Origin of the sequence: Kitasatospora sp. NPDC005748 (assembly GCF_040630735.1) — a bacterium.
GTDB lineage: Bacteria > Actinomycetota > Actinomycetes > Streptomycetales > Streptomycetaceae > Kitasatospora.
This window is the reverse complement of record NZ_JBEXYD010000079.1, coordinates 1-13483: the sequence shown is the minus strand read 5'-3', so window position 1 is coordinate 13483 and position 13483 is coordinate 1. Positions and strand designations below refer to the sequence as shown.

At 73.8% G+C, this 13483-nt stretch carries 16 protein-coding genes and 1 pseudogene; 9 read left to right on the top strand and 8 right to left on the bottom strand.

All coding sequences use genetic code 11. The annotated features are described in order from the left end of the window. Positions 1-103: 103 nt before the first annotated feature. The gene (locus ABZ495_RS33295; RefSeq protein WP_352295504.1) at positions 104-448 is read left to right on the top strand and encodes a YkvA family protein; all 345 of its coding nucleotides are present in this window, start codon (positions 104-106) and stop codon (positions 446-448) included. A gap of 29 nt (positions 449-477) precedes the next feature. On the opposite strand, the gene ABZ495_RS33290 is transcribed toward ABZ495_RS33295, so the two are convergent. Beyond that, positions 478-1080 (bottom strand): TetR/AcrR family transcriptional regulator, encoded by a 603-nt coding sequence (locus tag ABZ495_RS33290; protein ID WP_359811237.1) that lies wholly within the window; start codon positions 1078-1080, stop codon positions 478-480. Between the two features lie 90 nt (positions 1081-1170). On the opposite strand from ABZ495_RS33290, the gene ABZ495_RS33285 reads away from it, so the two are divergent. Next, complete coding sequence (locus ABZ495_RS33285; protein ID WP_359811234.1) at positions 1171-1875, top strand: SDR family NAD(P)-dependent oxidoreductase; 705 nt, start codon at positions 1171-1173, stop codon at positions 1873-1875. Between the two features lie 86 nt (positions 1876-1961). On the opposite strand, the gene ABZ495_RS33280 is transcribed toward ABZ495_RS33285, so the two are convergent. From ABZ495_RS33280 to ABZ495_RS33260, 5 genes are all read right to left on the bottom strand, one after another. Then, entirely contained in the window at positions 1962-2534 is a 573-nt protein-coding gene (locus tag ABZ495_RS33280; RefSeq protein ID WP_359811219.1) for a dihydrofolate reductase family protein, read from the bottom strand. Positions 2535-2584: 50 nt separating this feature from the next. After that, on the bottom strand, positions 2585-3322 hold the full coding sequence (locus ABZ495_RS33275; protein ID WP_359839570.1) for an SRPBCC domain-containing protein: 738 nt from the start codon (positions 3320-3322) through the stop codon (positions 2585-2587). Then, the gene (locus tag ABZ495_RS33270; RefSeq protein WP_359839568.1) at positions 3319-3969 is read right to left on the bottom strand and encodes a winged helix-turn-helix domain-containing protein; all 651 of its coding nucleotides are present in this window, start codon (positions 3967-3969) and stop codon (positions 3319-3321) included. The genes ABZ495_RS33275 and ABZ495_RS33270 overlap by 4 nt, the downstream gene beginning before the upstream one ends. 188 nt (positions 3970-4157) lie before the next feature. Next, positions 4158-4802, bottom strand: a complete 645-nt coding sequence (locus tag ABZ495_RS33265; protein ID WP_359839566.1) for an SRPBCC family protein — start codon at positions 4800-4802, stop codon at positions 4158-4160. A gap of 95 nt (positions 4803-4897) precedes the next feature. Beyond that, positions 4898-5206, bottom strand: coding sequence for a hypothetical protein (locus ABZ495_RS33260; protein ID WP_359839565.1), 309 nt, complete (start codon positions 5204-5206; stop codon positions 4898-4900). A 378-nt stretch (positions 5207-5584) separates the two neighbouring features. On the opposite strand from ABZ495_RS33260, the gene ABZ495_RS33255 reads away from it, so the two are divergent. The 3 genes from ABZ495_RS33255 to ABZ495_RS33245 all read left to right on the top strand — a co-directional run bounded on the left by ABZ495_RS33255 (position 5585) and on the right by ABZ495_RS33245 (position 7621). After that, entirely contained in the window at positions 5585-5749 is a 165-nt protein-coding gene (locus ABZ495_RS33255; RefSeq protein WP_352295488.1) for a hypothetical protein, read from the top strand. Positions 5750-5858: 109 nt separating this feature from the next. Beyond that, the gene (locus tag ABZ495_RS33250; protein ID WP_359839563.1) at positions 5859-6320 is read left to right on the top strand and encodes a DUF5709 domain-containing protein; all 462 of its coding nucleotides are present in this window, start codon (positions 5859-5861) and stop codon (positions 6318-6320) included. A 215-nt stretch (positions 6321-6535) separates the two neighbouring features. After that, a complete protein-coding gene (locus tag ABZ495_RS33245) occupies positions 6536-7621 on the top strand; it encodes a Ku protein (RefSeq protein ID WP_359839561.1) in 1086 nt (361 codons plus the stop codon). Positions 7622-7702: 81 nt separating this feature from the next. Here ABZ495_RS33245 and ABZ495_RS33240 read toward each other — a convergent pair whose 3' ends face one another. Beyond that, a complete protein-coding gene (locus tag ABZ495_RS33240; RefSeq protein WP_359839559.1) occupies positions 7703-8101 on the bottom strand; it encodes a DUF4440 domain-containing protein in 399 nt (132 codons plus the stop codon). 178 nt (positions 8102-8279) lie between these two features. Here ABZ495_RS33240 and ABZ495_RS33235 point away from each other — a divergent pair, with 178 nt between their 5' ends. Further along, entirely contained in the window at positions 8280-9875 is a 1596-nt protein-coding gene (locus tag ABZ495_RS33235; protein ID WP_359839557.1) for a CYTH and CHAD domain-containing protein, read from the top strand. A 292-nt stretch (positions 9876-10167) separates the two neighbouring features. Here ABZ495_RS33235 and ABZ495_RS33230 read toward each other — a convergent pair whose 3' ends face one another. Beyond that, positions 10168-11292 (bottom strand): YbdK family carboxylate-amine ligase, encoded by a 1125-nt coding sequence (locus ABZ495_RS33230; protein ID WP_359839555.1) that lies wholly within the window; start codon positions 11290-11292, stop codon positions 10168-10170. Between the two features lie 310 nt (positions 11293-11602). On the opposite strand from ABZ495_RS33230, the gene ABZ495_RS33225 reads away from it, so the two are divergent. From ABZ495_RS33225 to ABZ495_RS33215, 3 genes and pseudogenes are all read left to right on the top strand, one after another. Beyond that, positions 11603-12688 carry a YihY/virulence factor BrkB family protein gene (locus tag ABZ495_RS33225; RefSeq protein WP_359839553.1) on the top strand — a complete coding sequence of 362 codons (1086 nt, stop codon included), beginning with the start codon at positions 11603-11605 and terminating at the stop codon, positions 12686-12688. Between the two features lie 52 nt (positions 12689-12740). Next, positions 12741-13188, top strand: a pseudogene (locus ABZ495_RS33220) (hypothetical protein). Then, the coding region (locus ABZ495_RS33215; RefSeq protein ID WP_359839551.1) for a CDGSH iron-sulfur domain-containing protein at positions 13172-13483 on the top strand (312 nt) is incomplete at its 3' end. The pseudogene ABZ495_RS33220 and the gene ABZ495_RS33215, both read left to right, overlap by 17 nt.

The window sequence follows — 13483 nt, the reverse complement described above, 5'->3', positions numbered from 1 at the left end:
GTGCGATGCTTGAGTTCGCCCGGCGGTGTGCACGGTCCGCGGAAAGCGGGGCAGGTTCCTGGGGAACGGTCGGAGTGGTCGGTTCGAGCGAAAGGTGGCCGGGGTGGACGGCGGAAGCGTGTTCTGGTGGGTGGCCGGCGGGATCGTCGCGGTCACCGTGGTGGTGGCGGTCGTCCTGGTGGTCAAACTGGTCCGGGCCCGGAGGCTGCTGGGCTCGGCCGGCATCCCGATGTCGAAGAAGGTGCTCTTCTGGGCGTCCATCGCCTATCTGATCAGCCCGGTGGACCTGCTGCCCGACCCGATCCTGCTGGATGACATCGGCTTCCTGCTCGTGGCCCTGCGCTCGTTGAACAAGGCCGGGCTCCGGGCGGGTGTCGGCCCCGCGGTCCGCAGCGCGGCCGGTTACGCGGCCGCGCGGCCGAGGCAGCGGCCGGAGGGTCCGGCGTAGCACTCGAGCGGGCCCGGTCGGGCGGGCACTCAGCCCGCACGGGGCCTCAGCAGGTCCTGGACGAGGGCGTCCACCAGGGCGGCGGAGACGCGCGACCCCGTCAGGGCGCAGTAGACGACCGGGCCGACGAGGCCGTCGACGACGGCGTCAGGGCCGAGTCCGGGCGAGAACGCGCCCGCGTCGATCCCGCGGACGACCAGGTCGCGCTCCCGACCGCGGCGAGGGCCGAGGTAGCGCTCCTGGAGGCGCTCGGCCGTCCCGGGATCATGCTGCGCCTGGGCGAGCAGCGCGAGCAGGACCCGGCCGGCCGGGTCGACGGCGAGGAACTCCGCGAACCGGGCCAGGTAGGCGCGGACGGTCTCCGCCGTGGGCGCCTCCTCGGTCGGGACGGGGAGCTGCTTCTCGGTGTCCTCGATGAGCGTGTCGAGCAGGATCTCGACCTTGGAGGGCCACCAGCGGTAGATCGTCTGCTTGGCGACCCCGGCGCGGCGCGCGATCGCCTCGATGGTGAGCGCGCCGAACCCGTGCTCGACCAGCAGGTCGTCCGCGGCGTGGAGCACGGCCTGACGTGCGGTCTCGTCGCGGCGGTTGCCGGAGTGGGGTCTGCGGGGCGCGGAGCTCGTGGCGGGCATGCGGGACACAGTACCGGGACCGGCCCGAACCCTGTTGTCTAGACGCAACGACTCGTCTAGGTTGAGTCCCCCAACCATCAGGGAGCGCCTGTGTCCGCCACACCCCCCGCATCCGCCCGCCGGGCCCTCGTCGTCGGAGCCTCCCGGGGCCTGGGGCTCGTCCTCGCCGACGAACTCGCCCGACGCGACTGGCAGGTGATCGCCACCACCCGCCGGGACAGCGCCGGACTGCGGGCGATCGCCGACACCCGGAACGGCCGGCTGCGGATCGAGTCGTTGGAGATGACCAGCCCGCGAGAGCTGTCCGCCCTGCGCGAGCGCCTGGACGGCCGCCGGCTCGACCTGCTCTTCGTCAACGCCGCGATCAACCTCAGCAACCTGCCGATCCACGAGGTCCCGACCCACGAGTTCACCGAGGTGATGATCACCAACGCGCTGAGCCCCCTGCGCGCCCTCGCCGCCCTCCACGACCTCGTCGTACCCGGCGGCACGGTCGCCGTCATGTCCTCCGACCAGGGCAGCATCGCCCGGAACACCGAGGAGGGCTACGAGCTCTACAAGGCCAGCAAGGCCGCCCTGAACCAGCTGATGCGCAGCTACGCCACCCGCCAGGCCGGCGACGGCCGGACCAAGCTGCTCATCGACCCCGGCCATAACCGGACGGAACTCGGCGGCTTCGACGCGCCGCTCGACCCCCGGGAGAGCATCCCCGCCGTCGTCGACGTCCTCGAAGCCCAGGCCGGCACCCCCGGCCTCCAGTTCCTGGACCTCCACGGCGAAGCCGTCCCCTGGTAGCCCCCGTCCCCCACCGCGTCCCGCCCGGCAAGGACCGCCGGGCGGGACGCGGTGGGGGACGGCGCGGGCCGGGTGGGGGTGGCCGGTCAGTGGAGGACGTCGAGGATCTGCTTCTGGAGGCCGTTGGAGTAGACCTCGTGCTCGACGAGCTGCAGCTTCTGCGCGTCCTTGTCCGTGGTGCTGAACAGGCGCTTGCCGGCGCCGAGCAGCAGCGGGTAGACGAGCAGGTGGTAGCGGTCGATCAGGCCGGCGTCGGAAAGGCCGTGGTTCAGGGTGGCGCTGCCGTGGACGATGATCGGGCCGCCCTCGGTCTCCTTGAGCGCGGCGACCTCGTCCAGCGAGCGCAGGATGCTGGTCTCGCCCCAGTTCGTGACCAGCTCGTCCTCGGAGAGCGTGGTCGAGACGACGTACTTCGGCATCGTCCGGTAGCGGGCGAACTCCGCCATGTCCGGCCAGACGGGGCTGAAGGCCTCGTAGCTGGTGCGGCCCAGCAGGATGGCGGTGGACTCCTCCTGCTCGCGCCCCTTGATCTCGAAGGCCTCGGGGAGGAACTCGACGTCCTTGAAGGTCCATCCGGAGTTGCGGTAGCCGGGCTCGCCGCCCGGCGCCTCGACGACTCCGTCGAGGGAGACGAACGCGGTGCTGATGAGAGTGCGCATGGTGGTCCTCGGTGTCGTTCTCGGGTGTGGTCGGGATATCCGGGCGTCGGTCAGCCGAGTACTCGTACGAGCCACCGCTGCCAGGCGTCCTCGGCTCCGTCGGTGTCCGCTCCGAACAGGTGGTGGAACATCAACGCCGTTCCGGCGCCGTGGTGGAAGGTGTAGAGGCCGTCCGCCGTGCGCAGCCCGAAGCGTTCGTCGTCGGCCCAGACCACCTCGCCGTCCAGCGGCGGCAGGCCGGCCGGCTCGGCCTGCGCCTGGGCGCCGACGGTCACCGGGGTGGGCAGCGACAGGGCGCCGGCGAGGGCCGCCCGAACGTCCTGCGCCGTCCGCCGGCCGGTCGGCGCCGCGGCGAACACGGGGACAGCCGTGCGGGCGGCGAAGTGGGTCAGGTACTGGACCAGCGTGCCCAGGTGGAAGGGCCAGCCGCGGCGCAGCGCGTCGTACTCGTCCTGCCAGTCGTCGCCGAGGAGGCCGCTGTGGACGACGCGCAGGACGGTGGCGGCGCCGCCACGGCCTTCGATGAGGTACTCGAAGGCCATGAAGCGGCCGTCCTCGCCGGGTGACGTGCGGGTGGCCAGCCGCTTGCCGGGTTCGTAGGCGGTGACCAGGGCCTCCTCCCGGTGGCCGCCGGTCTCCATGGCCGCCGTGCCGCCCTCACGCGGTTCCACCTCGTTGCGGCCCATGAACCAGGAGTCGATCCCCGGGCCGGTGGCGATCGCCTCCCAGACCTGTTCGGGGCTCGCCGGCAGCGTGGTCTCCAGCTCGATCTCGAACGGGTGCGTCATCGTCGGTCCTCCTCCGCCGCTTCGGAGTTCGTCGCGGGGGGCGCCCCGGTGGCGCCCGGCGGCCCGGCCGGGTCGGGGATCTGGTGCAGTCCGACGACCACCCGGTGGGTCCGGCCGCCCGGCGCGCTCTCGTCGTGATAGCGGCCGACGAGGGCGGCCACGGTCCGGGACAGCTCCTCGGCGAAGGCCGCCCGGTCGGCCGCCGAGGCGAACCGCACCTCCGCGTCGATGCCGAAGGAGGCGACCCGCCGGCCGGCCCGGGAGGCGCCGGTCAGCAGTTGCCCGACCTCCTGGACCAGCCGTGACCCGAGGGCCAGCAACCAACGGGCCGAGAGCTGGTCGGGCGAGCGGGCCGGGTCCGGGCGCACGGCCGCCAGGGCGAGCGGGGAGATCACGTAGGAGGCGGCGGTGGCGCGGTACACCCGTTCGGTGACGTTGCCCTTACGCCGTTCCTCGGCGAGTTCGACGAGTCCGTGACGCTCCAGCTCCTTCAGGTGGTAGTTGACCTTCTGCCGGGGCAGCCCGAGGCGGCCGGCCAGCATGGTGGCCGAGCCGGGCTCGGCCAGGGCGGCGAGGATCCGGGACCGGATCGGGTCCAGGGACGCCTCGGCCGCGGCGGGTTCTTCGATCACAGCGACGTCCAGCACCCCTCCAGGGTGCTTCCGACAGGATTCTTTGTCAAGACAAGGGAATCTGTCGGTGAGCCGCGAGCAAGGTCCCGGGGCTCTCGTGACCGCCGGGGGCCGGACCCGCGACCGCCGTCCGGCCCGCGCCGGAGCGCGGGCCGGACGGCGGTTCGCCGGCAGGCTCAGTACGGCCGAGCTCGTACGGCCGCTCAGGACGACAGGCCGTGCGCTCGGGCCTCGGCGGCGCTCTTCAGGTCGCGCAGCCAGGATTCGAGGCCCTGCGCGAGGATCTCGGTCGCGGCGGGCACGTTCGCATCGACCTGGGGCCCGGTGTGGGTCTCCTCGGTGCGCACCAGGACACCGCCCCTGACCTTGACGAAGTTCCACACGTGGACGCCGTCGATGTGCAGGCCCGCACCGATCGCGGGGCCGGTCCAGCGGATGCAGGAGTCGCGCTTGAGCTGCTCGACGGTCGAGGTGATCACCAGACTGGTGGCGGGGGTCGAGGGGTTCGGGGGCACCGGCGTCGTCCACCGGAAGGCCGAACCCCTGCGGAGCGGGCCGTCGTCGAGGCGGTCCGCCGTCGTGACGGGGGGCTGCCAGGCCGGCCAGCGCTCCACGTCGGTCTGCAGCTTCCAGACGACGCCCAGCGGCGCGTGGATCATGGTCTCGGTCCGGTGACGGACGAGTGCGTCGGGGTCGACGCCCTTCCCGCCGCAGGTCAGGGACGCACCGGGCCGGGAGCCGGGCCCGGTGGCGGCCCCGGCGGGCAGGGCGGCCGCGCCGAGCAGGCCGACGACGAGCGGGACGGTGCACAGGGCGGCACGGCGGCCGGTGCTGCGAATGCCGGACATGGGGTTCCCCTTGATCGGTCGTAAGGCGGACATGGCCCATCGGGTGCGCGGCGGGCGTCGGACCCGGCGCGGCGGGCGGTGTTCGGTGGAGCGCGTCACCGGCCGGGGCGGCGCTGCTTCCGGGCCCGGTGGAGGGTGGCGAGGAGGACGGCGGACGCCGCCACGATCAGCCCGGCGAACCCGGGCTGCATGTCCTTGGACAGGCTCTGCGCCCCGTCGGGCCGGACCAGCCACACCACCAGTGGGGCGGCGTACGCGGCGGCGAGCAGGAACACCGCCCGCCGCACCGCCCGGTCACGGACGGACCGGAGGGCGCCGACGAGGGCGAGCACCACCGGGAGGACGGCGAGCAGCGCGAACTGGCCCACCACCAGCAGCGGAACCGCCCAGGCGGCGAACGTCACCGACCTCGGGCCGGGCCGGCCTCCACCCCGGCCTCCACGCCGGTCTCCACGCCGACCTTCGCGCCGGTCTTCTTGCCGGTCTTCTTGCCGGTCTTCGCGGGCGTGGGGCGACTGGACCGTGGCGGCCATGAAGGTCTCCTTGGATCGGCGGAGTGCACGGCGGCACCACGCATGCCAGGCTGAGATAGATAGATGCTCACGTGTTCGTTAGAAGTTGTAACGCAGAACGACCCTGAGGGTCAATAGTGTTAGTGATAGCCCCTAACAAAACCTTGACCATCTAGCTCGCTTGAGCGGGATCACACCCGGCGTGGGAGCAGGCACTCCGGGCAAGCGCTTGGTACTGCTGTCGGACACACCGAAGAGAGGACCGCGGCCATGACCACACCCGACGACACCGAGGAGCCGGACGAGGAGACCCGCGAGCGGTCCGCCGAGGAGCGCTCGATCGTGGCCCCCACCCCGGCGGACGTCCGCGCCAAGGCGGAGGACGGCGACGACGAGGAGCCCGAGCCGCCGGCGGCGGACACCCAGGCGCCCTGACAGGGGCTCAGACCGGGGCGCGCGCCCCACTTCGCACCAGGGGGTGGGCGCCCCGGGCAGCCGGCGCGTCCGGTTCCCAGCCCCGGACCACAGGAGTCAGGAGTTGTTCATGGTTGACCACAGCAGGGGTGACGACGTCTACCAGCCCGTCGGCGGCGACGACGAGCAGGAGGACGCGACGCCGCTCGACCTCCAGGACGCACTGGACGAGCGCACGTACGACGACATCCTCGACGAGGGGTACTCACCGCCGGAGAAGCCGCTCGGCGTGACCGGCGGGGGAACCACCCCGGCGGAACAGCGCGAGGGCGAGAGCCTGGACGCCCGGCTGGCCCGGGAGCTGCCCGAGGTCGCCGACGGCGAGGGCGACGGCATCGGCGACCTGCCGGGCGGGGAGGGCGAGCTGCTGGACGCCGAGGCCGGCGACCGTCGGGCGGGACGGCTCGTCGCACCGGACGAGGGGGCTCACGCGCACACCACCAAGGGCATGTTCGCCTCCGACGTCGGCATCGACGGCGGCGCCGCGGGCGCCGAGGAGGCGGCCATGCACATCGTGCCCGACGAGGAGTGAGCACGCTGGGCAGCGGGATCGAACACGGCCCGTCATACCTGTCCCATCGGGGTTTGAGCAGGTGAGCGGCTGTCCACACACCAGGTAGGGCGTCGTCGTGCCTCCGAGCGGGGCCCAGTAGGCGGCGGCGCCCGCAGGCCCGTCACCGCACGCGGAGCAGCGGTCCGGCGCGAACGCCGGCGGGCCGCCGACGGGGGCGAGAGAGGACAGCCGCCATGGCCCGACCCGTGTGGACCGGAGTCCTGACCTTCGGCCTGGTCACCGTGCCCGTCTCCCTGTACACCGCGACGCAGTCCCACGACGTGCGCTTCCACCAGCTGCAGCGCGGCACCTCGGACCGCGTCCGCAACAAGCGGGTCAACGAGCGCACCGGCAAGGAGGTCGACTTCGGCGAGATCGTGAAGGGCTACCCGGTCGCCGAGGGCGAGTACGTCGTCGTGGAGCCGGACGAGCTGGAGCAGATCTCCCCCGGCCGCTCACGCACCATCGACATCGCCGGCTTCGTCGACCTCGCCGAGGTGGACCCGATCTTCTTCGACAAGACCTACTACCTCGGCCCCAAGGGCAAGGAGTACCAGAAGGTCTACGCCCTCCTCGTGGAGTCCCTCGACCACGCGGGCAAGGTCGGACTGGCGATGTTCGCGATGCGCGGCAAGGAGTACCTGACCGCCATCCGCTCCGAGAACGGCCTGCTGGAACTGCACACCATGCACTTCGCCGACGAGGTCCGCGACCCGCGCCGGGAGATCGACGACCTCCCCGAGAAGGTCGAGCTGTCCACCCAGGAGATCAAGACCGCCGAGCAGCTCATCGGCATGCTCGCCGTCGACTGGGACCCGGGCGAGTGGCACGACACCTACGAGGACCAGGTCAAACAGCTCATCGAGGACAAGCTCGCCGGCCGCGAGATCGCCGTGTCCAGCGGCCCGGCCCCCGAGGCGACCAACGTCATCGACCTCATGGACGCCCTGCGCCGCAGCCTCGACAGCGCCGGCAAGGGCGACGCCGCGGAGGCGACGAAGCACTCCTCCCGGAGTACCGCGTCCTCCGGTCAGGACCGGGCTCCCGCGAAGACCGGTGGAAAGAAGACCGGTGGAAAGAAGAGCACCGCCTCCGGCGGCTCCACCTCGAAGCCCGCCGGCGCGGCCGAGGCGTCGGAGCTGTCCGAGCTCACCAAGGCCGGGCTCTACAAGCTGGCCACCGAGCTGGACATCCCCCACCGCTCCACCATGAACCGTGAGGAGTTGCAGGAGGCCGTCGGCAAGGCGCGGTCCGGCCGCCGGCTCAAGGCGGTCTCCTGACGCCCTCGCGCGCTACCACGGCCGTCCCGGCCCGGCCGCCCCCGCGCGCGGGCCGTCCCCTTACCCGGACCACCACCGCGCTCAGACCGCGTCGAACCAGGAGAACGCCGCGATCCGCCAGCCCTCCGGGGTCCGGACGAACTGGATGGTCTTGGTGCCGCCGCCCTCGAAGGGCTCGCCGTCCAGGATCCCGGACTTGCGGTACTCGCCGAACCGTGACGCGATGTCGCCCGCTATCTCGGTGTGTTCGGAGACCTCCCACTCGGAGAACCCGACCAGCCGGCCCTCGGTCAGCAGCCGCTCGCGGGGCTCGACGAACTCCTCCACGGTGTACACCGTGAACGCCGGACCGGTCAGGACGATCACGCCGCCCGGGATCATCAGCCGGCGGACCCGGGCGACATCGGCGACCCGGCCCTCCCGGTTGTCGAAGGACCCGAAGAACTCGGCGGTCAGCGTGTCGATCTCAGCCTTGGACATGGCGCGACGCTAGCACCGGCGGGCCGCCGCCCACCGCCGGTTTCGGCAGGCCACCACCACTCGGGGCGCCCGGGCTCGCAGGCGGGCCGCGGCGGGTCTGTATCCGGCGGGTCCGGACAGGGCCTCCGGACCACGGGACCGCGCGATTGAGTGCGCCCGATCCGGGCAGGCGACCTCCATGGCGACTGTCCACGAGGAGACCGAACAGAGCTACGACGGAGCCCCGAGCCGGGCGCTGGCCCCCGACGGGCTGCCGGGCGTGGCCGAGATCGCAGCCGGCACCGCGGAGATCCTGGACGCGGTCTACTACGACACGCCCGACCTGCGGCTCCTGCGCGGCGGCATCACCGTGCGCAGGCGGACCGGCGGGCACGACGCGGGCTGGCACCTCAAGATCCCGCACCCCGACGGGCACCGCACCGAGCTGCGGCTTCCGCTCGAAGCGGGGACGGCCCGCCGGCCGCCGCAGGAGCTGGTGACCCGCACCCGCGGCGCCGCCCGGGGCAGCCGGCTGGCGCCGGTCGCCCACCTGCGCACCCGCCGGGACCGGACCCTGCTGCTCGACGCCGGCCACCGCACCCTGGCCGAACTGGCCCAGGACGAGGTGTCCGCCCAGATCCTCGACCCGGGCCGGCTCCTCGACGAGGGCCAGAACCTCGACGAGGGCCAGGACCTCGACGGGAGCCGGCCCCGGGGCCCGCAGGCGGCGGCCCGGCCCGACGGGTCCGGCCCGCGCACCGAACTCGTCACCTGGACCGAGACCGAGGTGGAACTGGTCGACGGTGGGCCCGACCTCCTCGACGCGGTCGATCGCCGGCTGCGCGAGGACGGACTCCGCCGGACGGCCGCGCCGTCGAAGCTCGGCCGGCTGCTGGCCGACCGCCTGCCGCCGGACCGGCGGCCCACCGCGCCGCCCGCCGGGTCGGTCGGCGCCGTCCTCACCGCCTACCTGCGGGAGCAGACGGCGACGCTCCACGACCTCGACCCGGCCGTCCGCCTGGACCGGCCCGACTCGGTGCACCGGATGCGGGTGAGCGTCCGCCGGCTGCGCAGCGCGCTCACCGCGCACCGCCGCCTGCTGGACCGCGCCACCACCGACCACCTCGCCGAGGAACTGCGCTGGCTCGGGAAGGTGCTGGGGAAGGCCCGGGACGCCGAAGTCCTCGGCGAACGGCTCGGCACCCAGGCGGGGGACCTGCCGCCGGTGGCCCGGCCCGGGGAGGTCGCCGAGCGGATCTCCGCCTGGTTCGACCACCGCTACGCCCGCGCCCACCGCGCCGCAGTCCACACGATGGACGGGCGCCGGTACTACGCGCTGCTCGACTCCCTCGACGAATTCGCCGCGGCGCCGCCCCTGCGGGCACGCGCCGAGCGGGGCGCCGGGCAGGCCCGCCGCGCGCTGAAGCGCGAGCAGCGGCGTACCGGGCGGCGGCTGCGCAGCGCGCTGGACCTGCCCGCCGGTACCGACCGTGACCAGGCGCTGCACCGCGCCCGCAAGGCGGCCAAGCGCGCCCGCTACACCGCGGAGAGCCTGTCGCCGCTGGCCGGTACGGCCGGCCGGCGCTTCGGCAAGCGCATGAAGCGGATCCAGAAGGCCCTCGGCGCGCATCAGGACGGCGTCGTCGCCGAACAGGCCCTCCTCCCGGTGGCGGCCGCCGCGGGCGACGCCGGCCAGCGCACCTTCGGCTACGGCCTGCTGTACGCCCTCCAACGCGCCGGGACCGGAGAGCAACTCGCCACCGCCCGCCGCACCTGGCACAAGCTCCGGCACTGACCGGCCATCCGGGCCTGTCCCCCGGTCCGGCCCGGTCGCGTTCGCACAGCTAGTCCGGAAGGCCCGGGCCCCCGTGGAGCATGACCACGGGCGGCGTCCGAGTCGTCTCGCCCAGCACTGTCCAGCGGGTCCGCGCCCCGTCCGTCATGGACGTCAGGCCCTCTGTCTCCCTCAAGGTCACCGAGGAGAACCTACCGCCGACGCTGATGTCCTGCCGGACGCCCGGGAGCACGCTGGAGGACGCCCCGGCGGGGCTTCCCCGAGGCTCTCCGGGCCTACGGGGCCGGGCCCCTCAGGCGCGGGCGGTCAGGGCGGCGAGGCCGTCCACCACGTGGTGGAGCGAGCCGTGGCGGCGGTGGAAGACACGCTGCCGTTCGGCTCCGGTGCCGTTGGCGAGGACGGCGCCGAGCAGTGAGCGGGCCTCGGCGAGGTCACCGTGGGCCTCCAGGCCGGGGGTGCTGCGCCGCAGCAGCAGGTGGAGCAGCTGGATCATCGGGCGGGACGTTCCGGACGGGTCGACGCCCGTTCCCCGCAGGCCGTGCAGGGCGGCCTGCCGGTGGGCCGCGGCCAGCTGGGCGTCGGTGACGTCCGGTGCCGGGGCGTCCCGCTCGGCCTCGTACAGCAGCGAGCTCGCGAGGCCGCGCAGCAGCACGGCGAACAACAGGGTGGCGTCGAGGTCGGCGTTGACGTCGGCGACCCGGATCTCCAGGGTCGGCAGGTGCTCCGACGGACGCGCGTACCAGTAGATCATCCGCCGGTCCAGGACGGTGCCGTCGGTGACCAGCCGGTCGGCCAGCGCGTCGTAGCCCCGCTCGTCGAGCACCGGCGCGGGGCCGACGGTGGGCCACTGCCCGTACTGCAGGGCGCGCCAGCTGGCGCAGTTGCGGTCCCGGCCGTCGGCGAAGGGGGAGTTGACCATGAGCGCCTGGAGCACCGGCAGCCACGGGCGCAGGCGGTGGCTCAGCCGGAGCGCCTCGGCCCGGTCGAAGGTGCCGAGGTGCACGTGGAGGCCGCTCAGCTCGCCTCCGCCGGCGCCGGTCGCGAGCGGGCCGACATGCCGGGCGATCTCCCGGTACCGGGGGGCGTCGGTGATCGGCAGCGGGTGGCGGGTGAGCAGCGCCGTGGCCGACGCCACCAGCAGGCAGTCGTGCCGGGCCGCGGCGGCCGCCACCGCTTGCCGGCCGGAGGCCAGTTGCGCGCGGAGGCCGGCGGAGGTCGACGCCGGGTCGGTACGGATCTCCAGCTGGCTCGCGAAGAACTCACCCTGCACGCGCGGGCCCAGGACCGGCCGCGCGTCGGCGATGACCTCGGCCGCCCGGGGCGCGGCGGCCCGGCTGCGGGTGTCGGCCAGCAGGAATTCCTCCTCGACGCCGAAGGTGAGCGGGGAGTCCCCGGGGGCGGAGCCGGTCATCGCCATCGGTCTCTCCAGTCGCAAAGAGGGCCAGTAGGAACAGGAGGAGGGCCAGTAGGAAGGAGGCCAGTAGGAAGGAGGCCAGTCGGAGTCGGTCAGGAGACGGGGCCACGAGGCAGGACGAGGGCCGCGCACGATCGCCGGCTCGTGGAGCCGGCCACCTGCCGTGCTCAGAGAACCTGCCCAGGCAGGGGCGGGCCATGCCCCCCGGCCGGGAGGGAACCTGCCGGAAGCAGGGCTTCCCGCACGCGCCGCAGCCGCCTGCCCCGGACCGGCCGCAGCGGTTGAGGCGGCCGGTCCGGGGCAGGCGCGCCGCATGGAACCCGCGCCCGAGCCCACCCACCCGTCCGACGGCCCCGAGACCCCTCCCCCGCCCGGGCCGACCGGCCGTTCCGGACCGGACACCGGCCCCGAGCCGACCGGACCGGACAGCGCCCCCGCCGCCCCGCGGAGCCCGTCCGATCTGCCCCGCCGCTCGTGGCGGGCCGTCGTGCGCCGCACCGGCGGGGAGTTCCTCGCGGACGAGCTCCCCGACCGGGCGGCGGCGCTCACCTACTACGGGGTGCTGGCGATCTTCCCCGCCCTGCTCGTCCTGGTGGCGATGCTGGGTGTGATCGGCCGCTCCGCGACCGACGCGATCCTCGACAACCTCCAGCACCTCACACCGGGCCCGGCCCGGGACATCCTGCGCAACGCCGTCGACCAGCTCAGGGACAACAGCGGCCCGAGCTCGGTCCTCGCCGTGCTGGGCCTGGTGGCCGCGCTCTGGGCGGCCTCCGGGTACGTCGGCGCCTTCATCCGCGCCGCCAACGCCGTCTACGACATCGCCGAGGGGCGCCCGATCTGGAAGGTCACGCCGCTGCGGTTGGGGCTGACCCTCCTCCTCATGGTGCTGCTCGCCGCGAGCGCGGTCATCGTGGTCTTCACCGGGCCGATCGCGGACCGGGTCGGCCACGCGCTCGGGCTGGGCAGCACCGCGCTACGGGTGTGGTCCTACGCCAAGTGGCCCGTCCTGGTGGTGCTGGTGATCCTGATGATCGCGGTCCTGTACTGGGCCGCGCCCAACGTCCGCGGCCGCGGCTTCCGCTGGGTCACCCCCGGCAGCGTCCTGTCGGTGCTGATCTGGCTGGCCGCCTCGGCGGGCTTCGCCGTGTACGTCGCCAACTTCTCGTCCTACAACCGGACGTACGGCACGCTCGCCGGCGTGATCGTCTTCCTGGTCTGGCTCTGGCTGTCCAATCTCGCGATCCTGCTCGGCCTGGAGTTCGATGCCGAGCTCTCCCGTCAGCGCGCCATCGTCGGTGGCTTCCCCAAGGACCGGGAGCCCTACGTCACCCCGCGTGACACCAGCACCTGGCCCGAGGAGGAGAAGGCACCTCCGGAGGACGGGGGACAACGGTAGGCCGAGCGGGCCCGCCGGGTGTGGGCGGCGCTGATCCGGGCAGCCACCCGGCATGCTGTTGATCAGACCGCCGGGCGTCTGTCCGCCCCAGGGCGACACCGAACTGCTCATCTCCAGCCTGCGCCGCGAGCCGCTGGGCCCCACCAGCCGGGTACTCGACGTCGGGACCGGCACGGGGGCGGTGGCAATGACCGCCGCCGGGTCCGGCCTGGGACGCGGGGCGGGACGGGCGGCTGGTGCTGGACCGGATCTGCCGGGAGGCGCCCCGCCTGCTCGCTCCCGGCGGGGTGCTCCTGATCGTGCAGTCCTCCCCGGCGGACGTCCCGGCGACGCTGACCGCGCTGCGGCGGTCCGGGCTGCGGGCCTCGGTGGCCGCGCGGCGGCGCCAGGCGATCGGCCCGGTGATGACGGGGCGCGCCGGCCTGTTCGAACGGCTGGGGCTGATCGCGCCCGGCGACCGCGCGGAGGACCTGGCGGTGCGCGGTGTCCGGCAGCGGTGAGCCGCGCGCGGCCGACTTCACCCGGGTGACGATCGTGGCGGGCGGGCTGCTGCTGGTCGAGGGCCACGTCGAGGTCACACTGCCGGACGGCACCGTGCGGCGCTCGGAGCGGCCGGTGGTGGCGCTCTGCGCCTGCCGGCGGAGCCGCCGCTACCCGTTCTGCGACACCAGCCCTCTCCGGCGGCGCGCTCCCCGGCCGGACTCGGTCCCGGTCGGTGACCACGGCGCCGAGCACGGCCGTGGCGCGGGCGTCGTCGGAGAGCAGGCCCTCGATCGCGCCGGCGAGGTCGGTGAC